Raw genomic sequence first — 17,700 nt, forward strand, 5'->3', positions numbered from 1 at the left:
ACATGGCAAAAGGTAAATTCGAGCGCACCAAGCCGCATGTGAACATTGGCACGATCGGCCACGTCGATCATGGCAAGACGTCGCTGACGGCGGCGATCACGAAGTATTTTGGCGAATACAAGCGCTATGACCAGATCGACGCGGCGCCCGAAGAGAAGGCGCGCGGCATCACGATCTCGACGGCGCATGTCGAGTACGAGACGGCCAACCGTCACTATGCCCACGTCGACTGCCCCGGCCACGCCGACTATGTGAAGAACATGATCACGGGTGCCGCCCAGATGGACGGCGCGATCCTGGTGGTTTCGGCCGCCGACGGCCCGATGCCGCAGACCCGCGAGCACATCCTCTTGGCCCGTCAGGTCGGCGTGCCCTCGATCGTGGTGTTCCTGAACAAGGTCGACCAGGTCGACGACGCCGAGCTTCTGGAGCTGGTCGAGCTCGAGGTTCGCGAGCTGTTGACCAAGAACGAGTTCCCCGGCGACGACATTCCGATCGTCAAGGGCTCGGCGCTGGCCGCGCTTGAGGACTCCAACAAGACCATCGGCGAGGACGCCATCCGCGAGCTGATGGCTCAGGTCGACGCCTACATCCCGACGCCGGTGCGTCCGCTGGACAAGCCGTTCCTGATGCCGATCGAGGACGTGTTTTCGATCTCGGGCCGCGGCACGGTGGTGACCGGCCGCGTCGAGCGCGGCGTGGTCAAGGTCGGCGAAGAGCTGGAGATCGTCGGCATCCGTCCGACGGCCAAGACGACCTGCACGGGCGTCGAGATGTTCCGCAAACTGCTCGACCAGGGCCAGGCCGGCGACAACATCGGCGCGCTGCTGCGCGGCATCGACCGCGAGGGCGTCGAGCGCGGCCAGGTTCTGGCCAAGCCGGGCTCGGTGAAGCCGCACAAGAAGTTCGTTGCCGAAGCCTACATCCTGACCAAGGACGAGGGCGGCCGTCACACGCCGTTCTTCACCAACTACCGTCCGCAGTTCTACTTCCGCACCACCGACGTGACGGGCATCGTGACGCTGCCGGCCGGCACCGAGATGGTGATGCCCGGCGACAACATCACCGTCGACGTCGAGCTGATCGTGCCGATCGCCATGGAAGAGAAGCTGCGATTCGCCATCCGTGAAGGCGGCCGCACCGTCGGTGCCGGCATCGTCGTCACCATCAAAGAGTAATTGGACCGAAACGATCTGTCGCGGGCGCGGGATGCCCGCGCCGCGCCAGAACAAGGAATTGACGCATGAACGGACAGAATATCCGCATCCGCCTTAAGGCGTTTGACCACCGGGTGCTCGACGCCTCGACGCGCGAAATCGTGTCGACCGCCAAGCGCACCGGCGCCAACGTCCGCGGCCCCATTCCGCTGCCGACGCGGATCGAAAAGTTCACGGTCAACCGGTCGCCTCACGTCGACAAGAAGAGCCGCGAGCAGTTCGAGATGCGCACCCACAAGCGGCTGCTCGACATCGTCGATCCGACTCCGCAGACGGTCGATGCTCTGATGAAGCTCGATCTGGCCGCCGGTGTCGACGTCGAGATCAAGCTCTAAGGAACAAGAGGGCGGGGCGACCCGGAACTCTGAAGGAACAAGAGGCGTGGAGGGGCGCTAGCCCCGACAGGGAACTCTAAAGGAATTGAACCGATGCGTTCAGGTGTGATTGCAAAGAAGGTGGGAATGACCCGCATCTACAACGATGCCGGGGAACACGTTCCCGTCACCGTTCTCCAGATGGAGAACTGCCAGGTCGTGGCGCAGCGCACGCAGGAGAAGAACGGCTACACCGCCGTCCAGCTCGGCGTTGGCCTTGCCAAGGTGAAGAACACGTCGAAGGCGATGCGCGGCCATTTCGCTGCCGCCTCCGTCGAGCCGAAGGCGAAGCTTGCCGAGTTCCGCGTCTCCGCCGAGAACATGATCGATGTCGGCGCCGAGCTCACCGTCGAGCACTTCGTCGCCGGCCAGAAGGTCGACGTGACGGGCACCTCGACCGGCAAGGGTTTCCAGGGCGTGATCAAGCGGCACAACATGGGTGGTGGCCGCGCCACACACGGTAACTCGGTCTCGCACCGCACGCACGGCTCGACCGGTCAGCGCCAGGACCCCGGCAAGGTGTTCAAGGGCAAGAAGATGGCCGGCCACATGGGTGACGTTCGCGTCACCACGCAGAATGTCGAGGTCGTCTCGACCGACGCCGACCGCGGCCTGATCCTGATCCGTGGCGCCGTTCCGGGCGTCAAGGGCGCCTGGATCCTGGTCCGTGATGCGGCCAAGGTCGCGCTGCCGGCCAATGCGCCGAAGCCTGCCGCGATCCGCGTTGCTGCCGCCAAGAACGAAGCCCCGGCCACCGAGGGAGCGGAATAATGGACCTCAAGATTACAACGCTCGGCGGCAAGGACGCCGGCAAGGTGAAACTCTCCGAGGAGATTTTCGGCCTTGACCCGCGCGAGGACATCCTGCAGCGCGTCGTGCGCTGGCAGCTCGCCAAGAAGCAGCAGGGCACGCACAAGGCCAAGGGCCGCGCCGAGATCGCGCGCACCGGCGCCAAGATGTACAAGCAGAAGGGTACGGGCCGCGCCCGTCACCATTCGGCTCGCGCTCCGCAGTTCCGCGGCGGCGGCAAGGCGCACGGCCCGGTCGTGCGCAGCCACGAGCACGAGCTGCCGAAGAAGGTGCGCGCGCTGGGCTTGAAGCATGCTCTCTCGGCCAAGGCCAAGAGCGCCTCGTTGATCATCGTCGACGAGCTGAAGCTGGCCGAAGCCAAGACCAAGGCGCTGGTGGCGAGCCTCGAGACGCTCGGGCTCACCAACGCCCTGGTGATCGGCGGCGCCGAGCTCGACCAGAACTTCAAGCTGGCGGCGACCAACATTCCCAACATCGACGTGCTGCCCATCCAGGGCATCAACGTCTACGACATTCTGCGCCGCGGCACGCTGGTCCTTTCCAAGGCCGCCGTCGAGGCTCTCGAGGAGCGCTTCAAATGACCGACCTTCGTCACTACGACGTGATCGTCTCGCCGGCGATCACTGAAAAGTCGACCATGGCTTCCGAGCAGAACCAGGTCGTCTTCAACGTCGCCAAGAAGGCGTCGAAGCCGGAAATCAAGGCCGCCGTCGAAGCGCTCTTCGGCGTCAAGGTGATGGCCGTGAACACGCTCGTCCGCAAGGGCAAGATCAAGCGCTTCCGCGGCACGGTTGGCCGCCAGGGCGACGTCAAGAAGGCGGTTGTGACGCTGGCCGACGGCCAGTCGATCGACGTCGCGACGGGTCTCTGAGCAAGGCCGCGAGGACAGGACAATGGCACTCAAGAAATTCAACCCGGTAACGCCGAGCACCCGCCAGCTGGTCATCGTCGACCGCTCGGGCCTCTACAAGGGCAAGCCCGTCAAGGGCCTGACCGAAGGCCTGACCAAGTCGGGCGGCCGCAACAATTACGGCCGCATCACGGCCCGCTTCATCGGCGGCGGTCACAAGCGTTCGTACCGCATCATCGACTTCAAGCGTAAGAAGTACGACGTCGTCGGCACTGTGGAGCGTATCGAATACGATCCGAACCGCACCGCCTTCATCGCGCTGATCAAGTATGACGACGGCGAGCTGTCCTACATCTTGGCGCCGCAGCGTCTGGCCGCCGGCGACAAGATCGTGGCCGGCGAAGCGGTCGACGTGAAGCCGGGCAACGCGATGCCGCTGGCCTCCATGCCGGTCGGCACGATCGTCCACAACATCGAGCTGAAGCCGGGCAAGGGCGGCCAGGTCGCCCGTTCGGCGGGCGGTTACGCCCAGCTCGTCGGCCGCGACCAGGGCATGGCGATCCTGCGCCTGAACTCGGGCGAGCAGCGCGTCGTGCACGGCTCCTGCATGGCCACCGTCGGCGCCGTGTCGAACCCCGACCACGGCAACATCAACGACGGCAAGGCCGGCCGCACGGTGTGGCGGGGAAAACGCCCGCACAATCGCGGCGTGGCCATGAACCCGGTCGATCATCCGCACGGCGGCGGTGAAGGCCGCACCTCGGGTGGCCGTCATCCGGTTTCGCCCTGGGGCAAGCCGACCAAGGGCAAGAAGACGCGGTCCAACAAGGCGACCGACAAGTTCATCGTGCGCTCGCGCCATCAGCGCAAGAGCTAAGAAGAGGTAACGCCAAGTGACTCGTTCGATTTGGAAAGGCCCCTTCATCGACGGCTACCTTCTCAAGAAGGTGGACAAGGTTCGTGAAGGCGGTCGCAATGAGGTGATCAAGATGTGGAGCCGTCGCTCCACCATCCTGCCGCAGTTCGTCGGCTTCACCTTCGGTGTCTACAACGGCCAGAAGCATGTCCCGGTCTCGGTGAACGAGGACATGGTCGGTCACAAGTTCGGTGAATTCGCTCCGACCCGGACCTATTACGGCCATGGTGCGGATAAGAAGGCGAAGAGGAAATAATCATGGGCAAGGCCAAAGCTCCGCGCAGGCTTGCTGACAACGAGGCGCGCGCCGTTCTGCGCACGATCCGTATCAGCCCGCAGAAGCTGAATCTGGTTGCCGCGCTGATCCGCGGCAAGAAGGTCGCGACAGCGCTTTCCGACCTCGAATTCTCGGCCAAGCGGATTTCCGGCACGGTCAAGAAGACGCTGGAGTCGGCGATCGCCAACGCGGAAAACAACCACGACCTCGATGTCGACTCGCTGATCGTATCGGAAGCCTATGTCGGCAAGTCGATCGTCATGAAGCGGTTCCACGCTCGTGGCCGTGGTCGCGCCAGCCGTATCGAAAAGCCGTTCTCGCACCTCACGATCGTCGTTCGTGAAGTCGAGGAAAAAGGGGAGGCCGCATAATGGGCCAGAAAGTCAATCCGATCGGGCTGCGTCTCGGCATCAACCGCACCTGGGATTCGCGCTGGTTCGCGAACACCGGCGAATACGGCCAGCTGCTGCATGAGGACATCAAGATCCGCAAGTATCTTGAGAAGGAACTCAAGCAGGCCGCGATCTCCAAGGTCGTGATCGAGCGTCCGCACAAGAAGTGCCGCGTCACCATCCATGCCGCGCGTCCGGGCCTGATCATCGGCAAGAAGGGCGCCGACATCGAGAAGCTTCGCAAGAAGCTGATGGAGATGACGAAGTCCGAGACGCACTTGAACATCGTCGAGGTGCGTAAGCCGGAGATCGACGCCACGCTGATCGCGCAGTCGATCGCTCAGCAGCTCGAGCGCCGCATCGCGTTCCGCCGCGCCATGAAGCGGGCCGTTCAGTCGGCTATGCGTCTCGGCGCCGAAGGTATCCGCATCAACTGCGGCGGCCGTCTCGGCGGCGCCGAGATCGCGCGCATGGAGTGGTACCGCGAAGGCCGCGTGCCGCTGCACACGCTGCGCGCCGATGTCGACTACGGCACGGCCGAGGCGCAAACGGCGTACGGCATCTGCGGCGTCAAGGTGTGGGTGTTCAAGGGCGAGATCCTCGAGCACGACCCGATGGCATCGGAGCGTCGCGCGACGGAAGGCGATCATGGCGGTCAGGCCGGCGAGCGCGAGCGCGGTCGTCGTCGCGAGAACGCCTGAGACATTTGAGAATTTGGAGTTAGGACGATGCTGCAGCCAAAGCGCACAAAGTTCCGCAAGCAGTTCAAGGGCCGTATCCACGGTACCGCCAAGGGCGGCACCAACCTGGATTTCGGCGGTTTCGGGCTGAAGGCGCTTGAGCCGAACCGCGTCACCGCGCGCGAGATCGAGGCGGCCCGCCGCGCGATCACCCGCGAGATGAAGCGCGCCGGCCGCGTCTGGATCCGGGTGTTCCCGGATCTGCCGGTCACCTCGAAGCCGACCGAAGTGCGTATGGGTAAGGGCAAGGGCGCCGTCGACTACTGGGCGGCGCGCGTCAAGCCTGGCCGCATCATGTTCGAGATCGACGGCGTCAGCGAGGAGACCGCGCGTGAAGCGCTGCGCCTCGGCGCCGCCAAGCTCTCGGTCAAGACGCGCTTCGTGCAGCGCATCGCAGAATAAGGACAGGCGATCATGAAAGCCGAAGACATCCGGACCAAGACCCAGGATCAGCTGACCGACGACCTGGCCAGCCTGAAGAAGGAGCAGTTCAACCTGCGCTTCCAGAAGGCCACCGGTCAGCTCGAGAAGACCGCGCGCGTGAAGCAGGTCCGCAGGGACATCGCGCGCATCAAGACCATCGCCGCGGAAAAAGCCGCGGCCAAGAAGGGTTAAGACCATGCCAAAGCGCATTTTGCAGGGCACCGTCGTCAGCGACAAGAACGAGAAGACGGTTGTCGTCAAGGTCGAGCGGCGCTTCACGCATCCCGTGATGAAGAAGACCGTGCGCATGACCAAGAAGTACAAGGCGCACGACGAGAACAACGCCCACAAGGTCGGCGACCAGGTGTTCATCCAGGAATCGAAGCCGATTTCCAAGGACAAGCGCTGGGTCGTCGTCACTTCGGATCAGGCTTGATCCGGGCGAACGAAAACGAATTTTGGACAGACCGGGGAGGGGCTTCGAGCCTGTCCCGTTAGAAAAGAAGAAGGCGGCCAGTCATGATTCAGATGCAAACAAACCTCGACGTCGCGGACAACTCCGGCGCCCGTCGTGTCATGTGCATCAAGGTGCTGGGCGGCTCGAAGCGGAAGTATGCCTCCGTCGGCGACATCATCGTGGTGTCGATCAAGGAAGCCATCCCGCGCGGCCGCGTGAAGAAGGGCGATGTGATGAAGGCGGTCGTGGTTCGCACGGCCAAGGACATCCGCCGCCCGGACGGCAGCGTGATCCGTTTCGACAAGAACGCGGCCGTTCTCGTCGACAACAAGAAAGAGCCAATCGGCACGCGTATCTTCGGGCCGGTTCCGCGCGAGCTTCGCGCCAAGAACCACATGAAGATCATCTCGCTCGCGCCTGAAGTGCTGTAAGGAGCCGGACCAATGCAAAAGATCAGAAAAGGCGACAAGGTTGTCGTGCTTGCCGGCAAGGACAAGGGCCGTTCGGGCGAAGTCCTGTCGGTGCAGCCGAAGGAAGACACCGCGCTCGTGCGCGGCGTGAACCTCATTCGCCGTCACCAGAAGCAGACCCAGTCCCAAGAGGGCGGGATCATCACCAAGGAAGCGCCGATCCACCTGTCGAACATCGCGCTGGCCGACCCCAAGGACGGCAAGCCGACCCGCGTCGGCTTCACCATCCAGAAGGACGGCAAGAAGGTGCGCGTCGCCAAGCGTTCGGGAGAAGTCATCAATGGCTAAGGCTGAAACCAAGCAGGCGGCTGCCAAGAACGAGCCGCGCCTCAAGAAGGTCTACCAGGAGACCATCCGCAAGGCGTTGCAGGAGCAGTTCGGCTACGACAACGAGATGCAGGTTCCGCGCATCGACAAGATCGTGCTGAACATGGGCGTCGGCGAGGCGACCGGCGATTCCAAGAAGCCCTCGGTCGCGGCCGAGGATCTCGCGCTGATCGCCGGCCAGAAGGCTGTCGTCACCCGTGCCCGCAACTCGATTGCAGGCTTCAAGGTGCGCGAGAACATGCCGATCGGCGCCAAGGTCACGCTGCGCAAGGAACGCATGTACGAGTTCCTCGACCGTCTCGTGAACATCGCGCTGCCGCGCGTCCGCGACTTCCGCGGACTGAACCCGAAGAGCTTTGACGGCCGTGGCAACTACGCCATGGGCATCAAGGAGCACATCGTGTTCCCGGAGATCAACTACGACAAGGTTGATCAGGTCTGGGGCATGGACGTCATCGTTTGTACGACGGCGAAGACGGACGACGAGGCGAGAGCACTGCTCAAGGCCTTCAACTTCCCCTTCCGCCAGTAACGGCAGCGAAAAAGGAAAAATCTGAAATGGCAAAGACCAGCTCAGTCGAGAAGAACAACCGGCGCCGCAAGCTCGCCGGCCAGTACGCCGCCAAGCGCAAGGCGCTCAAGGAAATCGTCATGGATCAGTCCAAGCCGATGGAAGAGCGTTTCCGCGCCCAGTTGAAGCTTTCGGCGCTGCCGCGCAACTCGGCCAAGATCCGTATCCGCAACCGCTGCGAAGTCACCGGCCGTCCGCGCGCCTACTATCGCAAGCTCAAGCTTTCGCGTATCGCGCTTCGCGATCTGGGCAACAACGGCCAGATCCCGGGCCTGGTCAAGTCGAGCTGGTAAGGAGACACTGAGATGTCATTGAGCGATCCTCTCGGCGATATGCTGACCCGCATCCGCAACGCCTATGGCCGCAAGAAGTCGAGCGTCTCGACCCCGGCCTCGCGTCTGCGCGCCCGCGTTCTCGAGGTGCTGAAGTCGGAAGGCTATATCCGCGACTACAGCCAGACCGACTTCGACAACGGCAAGTCGGAAATCGAGATCGAGCTGAAGTATTTCGACGGCGCGCCGGTCGTGCGCGAGATCGAGCGCGTCTCGAAGCCTGGCCGCCGCGTCTATGTCTCGGCCAAGTCGATCCCGCAGGTCGCCAACGGCCTCGGCATCGCCATCCTTTCGACGCCGAAGGGCGTCATGGCCGATCACGAGGCACGCGAGCAGAATGTCGGCGGCGAGATCCTCTGCCAGATCTTCTGATCCGGCGCGAGATTGATGAATGGGCTTCGGTTCTCGGGATCGCGCCCGGGAACTGGAACCTGAAACGAAAGAAGTGACGAGGACAACAAAATGTCTCGTATCGGAAAGAAACCCGTTTCGCTGCCGCAGGGCGTGACCGCGACCGTCAACGGCCAGACCGTGACGGCGAAGGGCCCCAAGGGCGAGCTGAAGTTCGTGGTGAACGACGAAGTGCTGGTCAAGATGGAAGGCAGCGAGATCGCTGTCGAGCCGCGCGACCAGTCGAAGACCGCCCGCTCCAAGTGGGGCATGTCGCGCACGCAGATCGTCAACATCCTGCAGGGCGTCAAGGACGGCTTCGAGAAGAAGCTCGAGATCACCGGCGTCGGCTATCGCGCCGCCATGCAGGGCAAGAACCTGCAGTTGGCGCTCGGCTTCAGCCACGACGTGGTCTATGAGACGCCGCAGGGCATCACGATCTCGGTGCCGAAGCCGACCGAAATCACGGTCTCGGGCATCGACAAGCAGCAGGTCGGCCAGGTCGCCGCCGAGATCCGCGAATATCGCGGTCCGGAGCCCTACAAGGGCAAGGGCGTGCGTTATGCCGACGAGCGGATCGTGCGCAAGGAAGGCAAGAAGAAGTAATAGGCTTGGCCCCGAAAAGTTGCAGACTTTTCGGAAAGAGCCAAGCCAGAGAAGTGTAACGCCGCGGGGCGCGATCGCGGGAGGCTTGGCCTACCGCACAGGGTTGCCCCCGTTTTCTGAAGGCAAGGAACTGACATTATGGCAAGCCCCAAGGAAACCACCCAACGCCGCGCGCAGCGCGTGCGCCGCCAGCTGAAGAAGGTCGCCGGCGAGCGTCCGCGCCTCTCGGTGCACCGCACCTCGAAGAACATCTACGTCCAGGTCATCGACGACGCGAAGGGCCGCACGCTGGCCGCCGCCTCGACGCTGGAGAAGGACCTCAAGGGTTCGCTCAAGACCGGCGCCGACACCGCGGCCGCTGCCGCGGTCGGCAAGCTGATCGCCGAGCGCGCCACGAAGGCTGGCGTCAAGGAAGTCGTCTTCGATCGTGGCGCCTACATCTATCATGGCCGTGTCAAGGCGCTAGCCGAGGCCGCCCGCGAAGGTGGTCTGAGCTTCTAAGCATGATCCCGAACGGGAGGTCCTCGCGGCGAAAAAGTTGCAGACTTTCCGGACCAGATCATGCAATGGAAAAAATGAATTTCACCGCCGGCAACCCACGAGAGGCGCCGGCATTTCAGCAACCCGTGCTTCCGGAAAAGAACAAGGACTAGGATATGGCACAGGAACGTAGGGAAGGCGGCCGCGGCCGCGAGCGTGAAGAGCGCGATGACGGCATGGTGGACAAGCTCGTCCACATCAACCGCGTCGCCAAGGTGGTGAAGGGCGGCCGTCGCTTCGGCTTTGCCGCTCTCGTCGTCGTCGGCGACCAGAAGGGCCGGGTCGGCTTCGGCCACGGCAAGGCGCGCGAAGTGCCGGAAGCGATTCGCAAGGCGACCGAGTCGGCCAAGCGCGACATGATCTTCGTGCCGCTGCGCTCGGGCCGCACGCTGCATCACGACGTCGAGGGCCGCTGGGGCGCCGGACGCGTGCTGCTGCGCGCCGCCAAGCAGGGTACCGGCATCATCGCGGGTGGCCCGATGCGCGCCGTCTTCGAGACGCTCGGCATGCACGACGTGGTCGCCAAGTCGATGGGTTCGTCGAACCCGTACAACATGGTTCGCGCCACCTTCGACGCGCTGAAAAGCCAGATGCATCCGAAGGATGTGGCTGCCGCGCGCGGCATCAAGTACTCGACCCTTCAGGCCCGCCGCGGCACCGCCGTCGCGACTGAAGAATAGTCGACGCTGACCAGGGATTTCGACCATGGCCAAGAAAGCTACCAAGACCATCACCGTCGAGCAGATCGGTTCGCCGATCCGCCGGCCGAAGGAGCAGCGCGCGACGCTGGTCGGCCTCGGCCTCAACAAGATGCACAAGCGGCGCACGCTGGAAGACACCCCTTCCGTGCGCGGCATGATCGCCGCCGTCCAGCATCTCGTCCGCGTCGTGGACGAGGCCTGAACGGAACCGCAGGAGAACGAAGATGAAACTCAACGATCTGCGTGACAAGGACGGCGCCACGCACTCCAGGAAGCGCCTCGGTCGCGGCATCGGCTCCGGCTCGGGCAAGACCGCCGGTCGCGGCGTCAAGGGCCAGAAGGCGCGCTCCGGCGTAGCCATCAACGGCTTCGAGGGCGGCCAGATGCCGCTCTACCGGCGCCTGCCGAAGCGCGGCTTCAACAACCTGTTCGGCAAGAGCTTCACCGTCGTGTCGCTCGCCCGCATCCAGGCCGCTATCGACGCCAAGAAGCTCGACGCCAAGGCGACCGTGACGGCCGAGACCCTGATCGCTGCCGGCGTCATCCGGCGCGCCAAGGACGGCGTGCGCGTGCTCTCCGACGGCGAGCTCAAGGCCAAGCTCAACTTCGACGTCGCCGGCGCCTCCAAGGCGGCGATCGAGAAGATCGAGAGGGCCGGCGGCTCGGTGAAGCTGCCGGAAGCGGCCGCCGCCGAGTAACGGCGATTTGAAGCGCGGCCGGCGGGAATGATTTGTTTTTGCCGGCGAACCGCGTTTCGATCTGATCAATTAGGCGGCCGCGTCAACGCGGCCGCTTGCATGTTTACGGTCCGGAGCTTATCTCGTGAGCTTCGGTGACACGCGCCGCCTGAGCTGCGGGCATCGAGCGTGACCTAGCGGAGAATCAGGCATGGCTTCGGCTGCTGAACAACTAGCCTCCAATCTGAATTTCGCGGCCTTCGCCAAGGCCGAGGATCTGAAGAAGCGCATCTGGTTCACCATCGGCGCGCTGCTCGTCTACCGCCTTGGCACCTATATCCCGCTCCCCGGCATCAACCCCGACGCTTTCGCGCAGGCCTTCTCCTCGCAGAGCAAGGGCGTGCTCGGCATGTTCAACATGTTCGCCGGCGGCGCCGTGCAGCGCATGGCGATCTTCGCGCTAGGCATCATGCCCTACATCTCCGCCTCCATCATCATGCAGCTCATGACCTCGGTCATCCCCTCGCTGGAATCGCTGAAGAAGGAAGGCGAGCAGGGCCGCAAGATCATCAACCAATACACGCGCTACGGCACCGTGCTGCTTGCCTTGGTGCAGGCCTACGGCATTTCGATCGGCCTCGAGGGCGGCAACGGCATCGTCAACGATCCCGGCATGTTCTTCCGCATATCGACCGTCGTCACGCTGGTCGGCGGCACCATGTTCCTGATGTGGCTCGGCGAGCAGATCACCGCGCGCGGTATCGGCAACGGCATTTCGCTGATCATCTTCTCGGGCATCGTCGCCGGCCTGCCGCGCGCCATTTCCGGCACGCTGGAACTCGGCCGAACAGGTGCGCTGTCCACGGGCCTCATTCTCGCGATCATCGTTCTCGCCATCGTCGTCATTGCGGTCATCGTGTTCTTCGAGCGCGCGCAGCGCCGCCTGCTCATCCAGTATCCGAAGCGGCAGGTCGGCAACCGCATGTTCCAGGGCGATACCTCGCACCTGCCGCTGAAGCTCAACACCTCGGGCGTCATCCCGCCGATCTTCGCGTCCTCGCTGCTGCTCCTGCCGGCAACGGTCGCCGGCTTCTCGCAGACGACCAACCTGCCGGCCTGGGCAAGCACGGTTCTGGCGTCCCTCGGCCACGGCCAGCCGCTCTATATGGCGTTCTACGCGGCGATGATCATCTTCTTCGCCTTCTTCTACACGGCGATCGTCTTCAACCCGAAGGACACGGCCGACCAGCTCAAGAAGCATTCCGGCTTCATCCCGGGTTATCGGCCAGGTGAGCGCACGGCCGAATATATCGACTATGTTCTGACGCGTATCACCGTCATCGGCGCCATCTACCTGGTGCTGGTGTGTCTATTGCCTGAGTTCCTGATTTCAGCGACTGGCGTACCTTTCTACCTCGGTGGCACATCGCTTCTGATCGTGGTCAGTGTCACGCTCGACACGGTGGCGCAGATTCAGGGTCACCTGATCGCGCACCAGTATGAGGGCCTGATCAAGAAGTCGAAGTTGCGCGGGGGTAAGAGGAGCAGATGAGGCTGATATTGCTTGGGCCGCCAGGAGCGGGCAAGGGGACGCAAGCACAGAGACTGGTAGAAAAACACGGCATACCCCAGCTTTCGACGGGTGACATGTTGCGTGCCGCCGTTCAGGCCGGGACCGAAGTCGGCAAGCGCGCCAAGGCGGTGATGGATGCCGGCGAGCTGGTGTCCGACGCGATCGTCAACGCGATCGTCGCCGAGCGAATCGACCAGCCCGATTGCGCCAGGGGCTTCATCCTCGACGGGTATCCGCGCACGCTGGTGCAGGCCGACGCCGTCGAAGCGATGCTTGCCGAGCGTGGCATTGCGCTCGACAGCGTCATCGAGCTCGTCGTCGATGACAAGGCGCTGGTCGGGCGCATCGTCAAACGGGCCGAGGACGCCAAGGCCGCCGGGCAGCCGGTGCGCAAGGACGACAACCCGGCGGTATTCGAGGAGCGCCTGCGCGAATATTACAAGAAGACGGCGCCGCTAACCGGCTATTACTATGCCAAAGGCAGGCTGAGAACCGTCGACGGCATGGCCAGCATCGACGCGGTGACCGCGGAGATCGAGAAGGTGCTCGCGGTGACGGCGAAGTAGGCCGTTCCGACAAGTAACGATTGCGCTTGACTGGAAGGAGCCGTTGGGGTATGGCGGCCCGTCTTCCTGTCAGGCATGGACTTTGCTTGCCCGCAAGGGCAGGGCAGTCGTTTTGAACCAGGAAACTCCCGCAAGGGCCGGCCTCCACCGGACGCGGGGCAACTTAGATAGCGCCGGCTTGTCCGGCCCATATGGAGATGAGAAGAAATGGCTCGTATAGCCGGCGTCAACATTCCGACCAACAAGCGCGTCGTCATCGCGCTTCAATATATTCACGGCATCGGCAAGAAGTTTGCCCAGGAGATCGTCGACAAGGTCGGCATCCCGGCCGACCGCCGCGTCAATCAGTTGACCGACGCGGAAGTGCTGCAGATCCGCGAGACGATCGACCGCGACTATCAGGTCGAAGGCGACCTGCGCCGCGAAGTCTCGATGAACATCAAGCGGCTCATGGACCTCGGCTGCTACCGCGGCCTGCGTCACCGCCGCTCGCTGCCGGTCCGCGGCCAGCGCACGCATACCAATGCGCGCACCCGCAAGGGCCCGGCCAAGGCGATCGCCGGCAAGAAGAAGTAATTGAGCGAATAGTGAGTAGTCATTAGCGAGTAGGGTTCTATTCGCTACTCACTACTCGCTACTCGCTTCCAAGGTGGAGCCGCTGGCATTACGGCGGTGTAGAGATCAACTGAAAGGACTACCATGGCCAAGGAAGCCGCTCGTGTTCGCCGTCGCGAACGCAAGAACATCTCGTCGGGCGTTGCCCATGTCAATTCGACCTTCAACAACACGATGATCACCATCACCGACGCGCAGGGCAATTCGATTGCCTGGTCGTCGGCCGGCGCACAGGGCTTCAAGGGTTCGCGCAAGTCGACCCCGTTCGCCGCCCAGATGGCTGCCGAGGACGTCGCCAAGAAGGCCCAGGAACACGGCATGCGCATGCTCGAGGTCGAGGTCTGCGGACCCGGCTCCGGCCGCGAATCGGCGCTGCGCGCCCTGCAGGCTGCCGGCTTCACCATCACCTCGATCCGTGATGTGACGCCGATCCCGCACAATGGCTGCCGCCCGCGCAAGAAGCGTCGCGTCTAACATTTGAACGCCGCGTGAGCGCCGAGACGCTCCTCCGTGGCAATTCCAGGCTGCCCGCCACGATTGGATGGTGGCGGGTCCAAGGAAGGAAGACAACATGATCCAGAAAAACTGGCAGGAACTGATCAAGCCGAACAAGATCGAGTTCTCGTCGAAGAAAAAGACGCTGACCACGCTGGTGGCAGAGCCGCTCGAGCGCGGCTTCGGCCTCACCCTCGGCAACGCGCTGCGGCGCGTGCTTCTGTCTTCGCTGCGCGGCGCGGCCGTCACCGCTGTGCAGATCGACGGCGTGCTGCATGAATTCTCGTCCATCGCCGGCGTGCGCGAGGACGTGACCGACATCGTCCTCAACATCAAGGAAATCGCCATCCGCATGGAAGGCGATGGTCCCAAGCGCATGGTCGTGCGCAAGCAGGGTCCGGGCGCCGTGCTCGCCGGCGATATCCAGACTGTCGGCGACGTCGAGATCCTCAACCCCGACCACGTGATCTGCACGCTGGACGAGGGTGCGGAGATCCGCATGGAGTTCACCGTCGACACCGGCAAGGGCTACGTGCCGGCCGAACGCAACCGCGCAGAGGACGCGCCGATCGGCCTGATCCCGGTCGACAGCCTCTACTCGCCGGTCAAGAAGGTCTCCTACAAGGTCGAGAACACCCGCGAGGGCCAGGTCCTCGACTATGACAAGCTGACCATGACCATCGAGACCGACGGTTCGATCTCGGGCGAGGACGCAGTGGCTTTCGCCGCCCGCATCCTGCAGGACCAGCTCAGCCTGTTCGTCAACTTCGACGAGCCGCAGAAGGAAGTCGCCACCGAGGCCGTCACCGAGCTCGCCTTCAACCCGGCGCTGCTCAAGAAGGTCGACGAGCTCGAGCTGTCGGTGCGTTCGGCCAACTGCCTGAAGAACGACAACATCGTCTACATCGGCGACCTGATCCAGAAGACCGAAGCCGAGATGCTGCGCACCCCGAACTTCGGCCGCAAGTCGCTGAACGAGATCAAGGAAGTGCTGGCGGCGATGGGCCTGCACCTCGGCATGGAAGTGCCGGACTGGCCGCCGGAAAACATCGAAGACCTCGCAAAACGTTACGAAGACCAATATTGAGCATGAATTCCAAGGATCGGCGGCGCGAGCCGCTCGATCCGACGGTCATGCGGAAAACCATCAGAGGCCGTGGCCTCTTGAACAACTGAAGAAGGAAAAGAGCCATGCGCCACGGTTTCAAAGGCCGTCGCTTCGCCCGCAGCGTAAGCCACCGCAAGTCGATGTTCGCCAACCTCGCCGTGTCTCTGATCGAGCACGAGCAGATCGTCACCACCCTGCCGAAGGCGAAGGACCTGCGTCCGATCGTCGAGAAGCTCGTCACGCTCGGCAAGCGCGGCGACCTGCATGCCCGTCGTCAGGTCATCGCCCAGATCGGCAACGAGCCGGTCGTGAAGCGCCTATTCGAGACGATTGCGCCGCGTTACGCGCAGCGCAACGGCGGCTATCTGCGCATCATGAAGGCGGGCTTCCGCAAGGGCGACAACGCCGCGATGGCGGTGATCGAATTCGTCGACCGCGACACCTCGGCCAAGGGCGCAGCCGACCGCGCCCGCCTCGAAGCCGAAGGCGGCAGCGAGGAAGCCGCGGCCGCCTGAGGCTTCGGTTTCAACGAAAGACTTCGAGGGGCCTTCGGGCCCCTTTTGCATTTCGAGGCGAAGCCTCGGAGCGAGCGGATTTTCGCACGCAAGCGCATGCTTTTGCGCAACAAGTGCCTGATTTCCGTGCATTAGCCTTTCATTCTGCACAATCGTCGGGACAATGGCGCCTGATCTGGAGGATTCGGAATGCACCTCAAACGGCTGTTTCTCATTGCAGTTTGCGCGCTCGCCGCTTTCGCCGCGGCACCTGGCGTCAGACAGGCATTGGCCGAGGATGCCGCCAAGCCGGCCGATCCCGGTCTCTCCGATGTGCTGACCGATCTTTTGCACGGCGTCGAAGGCGAGAACGCCACCTCGGGCCCTGACAAGCGCGTGCCGTTCGGCCGCGAGGAGGTGCAGCTTTCCTTCGCTCCGCTGGTCAAGCAGACGGCGCCCGCCGTGGTCAATGTCTATGCCTCGCAGACCGCCAAGGTGACCTCGCCCTTCGAAGGCGATCCCTTCTTCGAGGAGTTCTTCGGCCGCGCCAAGCCGCGCGCCCAGTCCTCGCTGGGCTCCGGCGTGCTGGTAGATCCGAGCGGCGTCATCGTCACCAACTATCACGTTATCAAGGACGCCGACGAAGTGAAGGTGGCGACGGCCGACGGGCGCGAATTCACCTCGAAGGTGATGCTCAAGGACGAGACGCTCGATCTCGCCGTGCTCAAGATCGCGGCCGACAAGCCGTTCCCCGTGATCGCCATCGGCGATTCCGACGCGCTCGAGGTCGGCGACCTGGTGCTGGCCATAGGCAATCCGTTCGGCGTCGGCCAGACCACCACCAGCGGTATCGTTTCCGCACTTGCCCGCAGCCATATCGGGGTCTCGGATTCGGGCTACTTCATCCAGACAGATGCCGCCATCAATCCGGGCAATTCCGGCGGCGCGCTGATCAACATGGGCGGCCAGCTGGTCGGGATCAACACGGCGATCTACAGCCGCAGCGGCGGCTCGATCGGCATCGGCTTCGCCATCCCGTCGAACATGGTGCGCGCCTTCGCCGATGCGGCGAAGGCCGGCCTCGACTTCTTCGAGCGGCCCTATATCGGCGCCGAATTTGAAGCCGTGACGCCGCAAATCGCGGAATCGCTGGGCATGGAAAAGCCGACTGGCGCGCTGGTCTCCTCGGTCGATGCAACCGGCCCGGCCGGCAAGGCCGGACTCAAGCCGGGCGACGTCGTGCTGTCGCTCAACAACACCCCGGTCGAAAGCATCGAGGCGCTGGACTACCGCATGGCGACGCTGTCGATCGGCACCAAGGCCACCTTCGCCGTGCTGAGCAAGGGCCAGCAGGCGACGCTGGAGATTGCCTTGGAGCGCGCGCCGGAGGGTGCCAAGGCCGCGGAAGTCACTTTGCACGGTCGCAGCCCGTTCTCGGGTGCCAAGGTGGCGGAACTGTCTCCGCGCCTTGCCCAGCGGCTTGGCCTGCGCACCGATTTGAAGGGCGTCACCGTGGTTGACATCAACCGCGATTCACCGGCCGCCGATTTCGGCTTCCAGCCGGGCGACATCGTGCGGGAGGTGAACGGCACGAGCATCGATACGGCGACAACGCTGGCACAGATCGCCCAGCAGGACACGCGCTGGTGGCGCTTTACCGTCGAGCGCGGCGGGCAGACACTGCGCCAAGTGTTGCGTTATTGAGGCGATCTTCCCATTTAGAGCATGATCCCGAAAAGTGGGAACCGATTTTCGGATAAGATCATGCTCCAAAAGGAG

General features: G+C 63.5%; 29 protein-coding genes. All 29 read left to right on the forward strand.

What is annotated here, in order from left to right:
- Nucleotides 1-2 precede the first annotated feature (2 nt).
- The 29 genes from tuf to EJ071_RS25075 all read left to right on the forward strand — a co-directional run bounded on the left by tuf (nucleotide 3) and on the right by EJ071_RS25075 (nucleotide 17,625).
- On the forward strand, nucleotides 3-1,178 hold the full coding sequence (tuf, locus tag EJ071_RS24935; protein ID WP_066989565.1) for an elongation factor Tu: 1,176 nt from the start codon (nucleotides 3-5) through the stop codon (nucleotides 1,176-1,178).
- 65 nt (nucleotides 1,179-1,243) lie between these two features.
- Nucleotides 1,244-1,552: a 30S ribosomal protein S10 gene (gene rpsJ, locus EJ071_RS24940; RefSeq protein ID WP_006205468.1), complete on the forward strand. Its 309-nt coding sequence runs from the start codon at nucleotides 1,244-1,246 to the stop codon at nucleotides 1,550-1,552.
- Between the two features lie 93 nt (nucleotides 1,553-1,645).
- Nucleotides 1,646-2,362 (forward strand): 50S ribosomal protein L3, encoded by a 717-nt coding sequence (gene rplC / locus EJ071_RS24945; protein ID WP_126100238.1) that lies wholly within the window; start codon nucleotides 1,646-1,648, stop codon nucleotides 2,360-2,362.
- Complete coding sequence (rplD, locus tag EJ071_RS24950) at nucleotides 2,362-2,982, forward strand: 50S ribosomal protein L4 (RefSeq protein ID WP_066989592.1); 621 nt, start codon at nucleotides 2,362-2,364, stop codon at nucleotides 2,980-2,982. The genes rplC and rplD overlap by 1 nt, the downstream gene beginning before the upstream one ends.
- Nucleotides 2,979-3,272 carry a 50S ribosomal protein L23 gene (locus EJ071_RS24955; RefSeq protein WP_059188488.1) on the forward strand — a complete coding sequence of 98 codons (294 nt, stop codon included), beginning with the start codon at nucleotides 2,979-2,981 and terminating at the stop codon, nucleotides 3,270-3,272. Before rplD ends, EJ071_RS24955 begins: the two co-directional genes overlap by 4 nt.
- 22 nt (nucleotides 3,273-3,294) lie before the next feature.
- On the forward strand, nucleotides 3,295-4,128 hold the full coding sequence (gene rplB / locus EJ071_RS24960; protein ID WP_040970375.1) for a 50S ribosomal protein L2: 834 nt from the start codon (nucleotides 3,295-3,297) through the stop codon (nucleotides 4,126-4,128).
- Nucleotides 4,129-4,144: 16 nt separating this feature from the next.
- Nucleotides 4,145-4,423 (forward strand): 30S ribosomal protein S19, encoded by a 279-nt coding sequence (gene rpsS / locus EJ071_RS24965; protein WP_006205463.1) that lies wholly within the window; start codon nucleotides 4,145-4,147, stop codon nucleotides 4,421-4,423.
- A 2-nt stretch (nucleotides 4,424-4,425) separates the two neighbouring features.
- A complete protein-coding gene (gene rplV / locus EJ071_RS24970) occupies nucleotides 4,426-4,815 on the forward strand; it encodes a 50S ribosomal protein L22 (RefSeq protein WP_059188489.1) in 390 nt (129 codons plus the stop codon).
- Entirely contained in the window at nucleotides 4,815-5,537 is a 723-nt protein-coding gene (gene rpsC / locus EJ071_RS24975; protein WP_126100239.1) for a 30S ribosomal protein S3, read from the forward strand. The genes rplV and rpsC overlap by 1 nt, the downstream gene beginning before the upstream one ends.
- Before the next feature lie 27 nt (nucleotides 5,538-5,564).
- Nucleotides 5,565-5,978 (forward strand): 50S ribosomal protein L16, encoded by a 414-nt coding sequence (gene rplP, locus EJ071_RS24980; protein WP_027170364.1) that lies wholly within the window; start codon nucleotides 5,565-5,567, stop codon nucleotides 5,976-5,978.
- Between the two features lie 12 nt (nucleotides 5,979-5,990).
- The gene (gene rpmC / locus EJ071_RS24985) at nucleotides 5,991-6,191 is read left to right on the forward strand and encodes a 50S ribosomal protein L29 (protein WP_095807484.1); all 201 of its coding nucleotides are present in this window, start codon (nucleotides 5,991-5,993) and stop codon (nucleotides 6,189-6,191) included.
- Between the two features lie 4 nt (nucleotides 6,192-6,195).
- Complete coding sequence (rpsQ, locus tag EJ071_RS24990) at nucleotides 6,196-6,435, forward strand: 30S ribosomal protein S17 (RefSeq protein WP_042642192.1); 240 nt, start codon at nucleotides 6,196-6,198, stop codon at nucleotides 6,433-6,435.
- Nucleotides 6,436-6,518: 83 nt separating this feature from the next.
- Nucleotides 6,519-6,887 (forward strand): 50S ribosomal protein L14, encoded by a 369-nt coding sequence (gene rplN, locus EJ071_RS24995; RefSeq protein ID WP_006205457.1) that lies wholly within the window; start codon nucleotides 6,519-6,521, stop codon nucleotides 6,885-6,887.
- A gap of 12 nt (nucleotides 6,888-6,899) precedes the next feature.
- Complete coding sequence (gene rplX / locus EJ071_RS25000) at nucleotides 6,900-7,214, forward strand: 50S ribosomal protein L24 (protein WP_126054440.1); 315 nt, start codon at nucleotides 6,900-6,902, stop codon at nucleotides 7,212-7,214.
- On the forward strand, nucleotides 7,207-7,785 hold the full coding sequence (rplE, locus tag EJ071_RS25005; RefSeq protein WP_095777622.1) for a 50S ribosomal protein L5: 579 nt from the start codon (nucleotides 7,207-7,209) through the stop codon (nucleotides 7,783-7,785). The genes rplX and rplE overlap by 8 nt, the downstream gene beginning before the upstream one ends.
- Before the next feature lie 26 nt (nucleotides 7,786-7,811).
- A complete protein-coding gene (rpsN, locus tag EJ071_RS25010; RefSeq protein ID WP_095777623.1) occupies nucleotides 7,812-8,117 on the forward strand; it encodes a 30S ribosomal protein S14 in 306 nt (101 codons plus the stop codon).
- 12 nt (nucleotides 8,118-8,129) lie between these two features.
- Nucleotides 8,130-8,528, forward strand: coding sequence for a 30S ribosomal protein S8 (rpsH, locus tag EJ071_RS25015; RefSeq protein ID WP_059188496.1), 399 nt, complete (start codon nucleotides 8,130-8,132; stop codon nucleotides 8,526-8,528).
- Between the two features lie 90 nt (nucleotides 8,529-8,618).
- A complete protein-coding gene (rplF, locus tag EJ071_RS25020) occupies nucleotides 8,619-9,152 on the forward strand; it encodes a 50S ribosomal protein L6 (RefSeq protein WP_126084111.1) in 534 nt (177 codons plus the stop codon).
- A 138-nt stretch (nucleotides 9,153-9,290) separates the two neighbouring features.
- Complete coding sequence (gene rplR / locus EJ071_RS25025; protein WP_126100240.1) at nucleotides 9,291-9,653, forward strand: 50S ribosomal protein L18; 363 nt, start codon at nucleotides 9,291-9,293, stop codon at nucleotides 9,651-9,653.
- Nucleotides 9,654-9,808: 155 nt separating this feature from the next.
- Nucleotides 9,809-10,372: a 30S ribosomal protein S5 gene (rpsE, locus tag EJ071_RS25030; protein ID WP_126100241.1), complete on the forward strand. Its 564-nt coding sequence runs from the start codon at nucleotides 9,809-9,811 to the stop codon at nucleotides 10,370-10,372.
- Between the two features lie 25 nt (nucleotides 10,373-10,397).
- Complete coding sequence (gene rpmD, locus EJ071_RS25035; RefSeq protein WP_027170355.1) at nucleotides 10,398-10,595, forward strand: 50S ribosomal protein L30; 198 nt, start codon at nucleotides 10,398-10,400, stop codon at nucleotides 10,593-10,595.
- A gap of 22 nt (nucleotides 10,596-10,617) precedes the next feature.
- On the forward strand, nucleotides 10,618-11,091 hold the full coding sequence (gene rplO, locus EJ071_RS25040) for a 50S ribosomal protein L15 (protein WP_126100242.1): 474 nt from the start codon (nucleotides 10,618-10,620) through the stop codon (nucleotides 11,089-11,091).
- Between the two features lie 190 nt (nucleotides 11,092-11,281).
- Nucleotides 11,282-12,622, forward strand: a complete 1,341-nt coding sequence (gene secY / locus EJ071_RS25045; protein WP_126100243.1) for a preprotein translocase subunit SecY — start codon at nucleotides 11,282-11,284, stop codon at nucleotides 12,620-12,622.
- Entirely contained in the window at nucleotides 12,619-13,209 is a 591-nt protein-coding gene (locus tag EJ071_RS25050) for an adenylate kinase (RefSeq protein ID WP_126100244.1), read from the forward strand. Before secY ends, EJ071_RS25050 begins: the two co-directional genes overlap by 4 nt.
- A 207-nt stretch (nucleotides 13,210-13,416) precedes the next feature.
- Nucleotides 13,417-13,785: a 30S ribosomal protein S13 gene (rpsM, locus tag EJ071_RS25055; protein ID WP_027170351.1), complete on the forward strand. Its 369-nt coding sequence runs from the start codon at nucleotides 13,417-13,419 to the stop codon at nucleotides 13,783-13,785.
- Nucleotides 13,786-13,908: 123 nt separating this feature from the next.
- Nucleotides 13,909-14,298 (forward strand): 30S ribosomal protein S11, encoded by a 390-nt coding sequence (gene rpsK, locus EJ071_RS25060; protein ID WP_006205444.1) that lies wholly within the window; start codon nucleotides 13,909-13,911, stop codon nucleotides 14,296-14,298.
- 97 nt (nucleotides 14,299-14,395) lie between these two features.
- Nucleotides 14,396-15,406 (forward strand): DNA-directed RNA polymerase subunit alpha, encoded by a 1,011-nt coding sequence (locus EJ071_RS25065; protein WP_059188661.1) that lies wholly within the window; start codon nucleotides 14,396-14,398, stop codon nucleotides 15,404-15,406.
- Nucleotides 15,407-15,510: 104 nt separating this feature from the next.
- Nucleotides 15,511-15,942, forward strand: a complete 432-nt coding sequence (rplQ, locus tag EJ071_RS25070; RefSeq protein WP_126100245.1) for a 50S ribosomal protein L17 — start codon at nucleotides 15,511-15,513, stop codon at nucleotides 15,940-15,942.
- 189 nt (nucleotides 15,943-16,131) lie between these two features.
- On the forward strand, nucleotides 16,132-17,625 hold the full coding sequence (locus tag EJ071_RS25075) for a DegQ family serine endoprotease (RefSeq protein ID WP_126100246.1): 1,494 nt from the start codon (nucleotides 16,132-16,134) through the stop codon (nucleotides 17,623-17,625).
- Nucleotides 17,626-17,700 lie beyond the last annotated feature (75 nt).

Origin of the sequence: Mesorhizobium sp. M1B.F.Ca.ET.045.04.1.1 (genome assembly GCF_003952465.1) — a bacterium.
GTDB lineage: Bacteria > Pseudomonadota > Alphaproteobacteria > Rhizobiales > Rhizobiaceae > Mesorhizobium > Mesorhizobium shonense.

Excerpts from the sequence above, each read along its gene's own strand:
- tuf (WP_066989565.1), top strand. The coding sequence starts at position 3 with ATGGCAAAAGGTAAATTCGAGCGCACCAAGCCGCATGTGAACATTGGC.
- rpsJ (WP_006205468.1), top strand. The coding sequence starts at position 1,244 with ATGAACGGACAGAATATCCGCATCCGCCTTAAGGCGTTTGACCACCGG.
- rplC (WP_126100238.1), top strand. The coding sequence starts at position 1,646 with ATGCGTTCAGGTGTGATTGCAAAGAAGGTGGGAATGACCCGCATCTAC.
- rplD (WP_066989592.1), top strand. The coding sequence starts at position 2,362 with ATGGACCTCAAGATTACAACGCTCGGCGGCAAGGACGCCGGCAAGGTG.
- EJ071_RS24955 (WP_059188488.1), top strand. The coding sequence starts at position 2,979 with ATGACCGACCTTCGTCACTACGACGTGATCGTCTCGCCGGCGATCACT.
- rplB (WP_040970375.1), top strand. The coding sequence starts at position 3,295 with ATGGCACTCAAGAAATTCAACCCGGTAACGCCGAGCACCCGCCAGCTG.
- rplV (WP_059188489.1), top strand. The coding sequence starts at position 4,426 with ATGGGCAAGGCCAAAGCTCCGCGCAGGCTTGCTGACAACGAGGCGCGC.
- rpsC (WP_126100239.1), top strand. The coding sequence starts at position 4,815 with ATGGGCCAGAAAGTCAATCCGATCGGGCTGCGTCTCGGCATCAACCGC.
- rplP (WP_027170364.1), top strand. The coding sequence starts at position 5,565 with ATGCTGCAGCCAAAGCGCACAAAGTTCCGCAAGCAGTTCAAGGGCCGT.
- rpmC (WP_095807484.1), top strand. The coding sequence starts at position 5,991 with ATGAAAGCCGAAGACATCCGGACCAAGACCCAGGATCAGCTGACCGAC.
- rpsQ (WP_042642192.1), top strand. The coding sequence starts at position 6,196 with ATGCCAAAGCGCATTTTGCAGGGCACCGTCGTCAGCGACAAGAACGAG.
- rplN (WP_006205457.1), top strand. The coding sequence starts at position 6,519 with ATGATTCAGATGCAAACAAACCTCGACGTCGCGGACAACTCCGGCGCC.
- rplX (WP_126054440.1), top strand. The coding sequence starts at position 6,900 with ATGCAAAAGATCAGAAAAGGCGACAAGGTTGTCGTGCTTGCCGGCAAG.
- rplE (WP_095777622.1), top strand. The coding sequence starts at position 7,207 with ATGGCTAAGGCTGAAACCAAGCAGGCGGCTGCCAAGAACGAGCCGCGC.
- rpsN (WP_095777623.1), top strand. The coding sequence starts at position 7,812 with ATGGCAAAGACCAGCTCAGTCGAGAAGAACAACCGGCGCCGCAAGCTC.
- rpsH (WP_059188496.1), top strand. The coding sequence starts at position 8,130 with ATGTCATTGAGCGATCCTCTCGGCGATATGCTGACCCGCATCCGCAAC.
- rplF (WP_126084111.1), top strand. The coding sequence starts at position 8,619 with ATGTCTCGTATCGGAAAGAAACCCGTTTCGCTGCCGCAGGGCGTGACC.
- rplR (WP_126100240.1), top strand. The coding sequence starts at position 9,291 with ATGGCAAGCCCCAAGGAAACCACCCAACGCCGCGCGCAGCGCGTGCGC.
- rpsE (WP_126100241.1), top strand. The coding sequence starts at position 9,809 with ATGGCACAGGAACGTAGGGAAGGCGGCCGCGGCCGCGAGCGTGAAGAG.
- rpmD (WP_027170355.1), top strand. The coding sequence starts at position 10,398 with ATGGCCAAGAAAGCTACCAAGACCATCACCGTCGAGCAGATCGGTTCG.
- rplO (WP_126100242.1), top strand. The coding sequence starts at position 10,618 with ATGAAACTCAACGATCTGCGTGACAAGGACGGCGCCACGCACTCCAGG.
- secY (WP_126100243.1), top strand. The coding sequence starts at position 11,282 with ATGGCTTCGGCTGCTGAACAACTAGCCTCCAATCTGAATTTCGCGGCC.
- EJ071_RS25050 (WP_126100244.1), top strand. The coding sequence starts at position 12,619 with ATGAGGCTGATATTGCTTGGGCCGCCAGGAGCGGGCAAGGGGACGCAA.
- rpsM (WP_027170351.1), top strand. The coding sequence starts at position 13,417 with ATGGCTCGTATAGCCGGCGTCAACATTCCGACCAACAAGCGCGTCGTC.
- rpsK (WP_006205444.1), top strand. The coding sequence starts at position 13,909 with ATGGCCAAGGAAGCCGCTCGTGTTCGCCGTCGCGAACGCAAGAACATC.
- EJ071_RS25065 (WP_059188661.1), top strand. The coding sequence starts at position 14,396 with ATGATCCAGAAAAACTGGCAGGAACTGATCAAGCCGAACAAGATCGAG.
- rplQ (WP_126100245.1), top strand. The coding sequence starts at position 15,511 with ATGCGCCACGGTTTCAAAGGCCGTCGCTTCGCCCGCAGCGTAAGCCAC.
- EJ071_RS25075 (WP_126100246.1), top strand. The coding sequence starts at position 16,132 with ATGCACCTCAAACGGCTGTTTCTCATTGCAGTTTGCGCGCTCGCCGCT.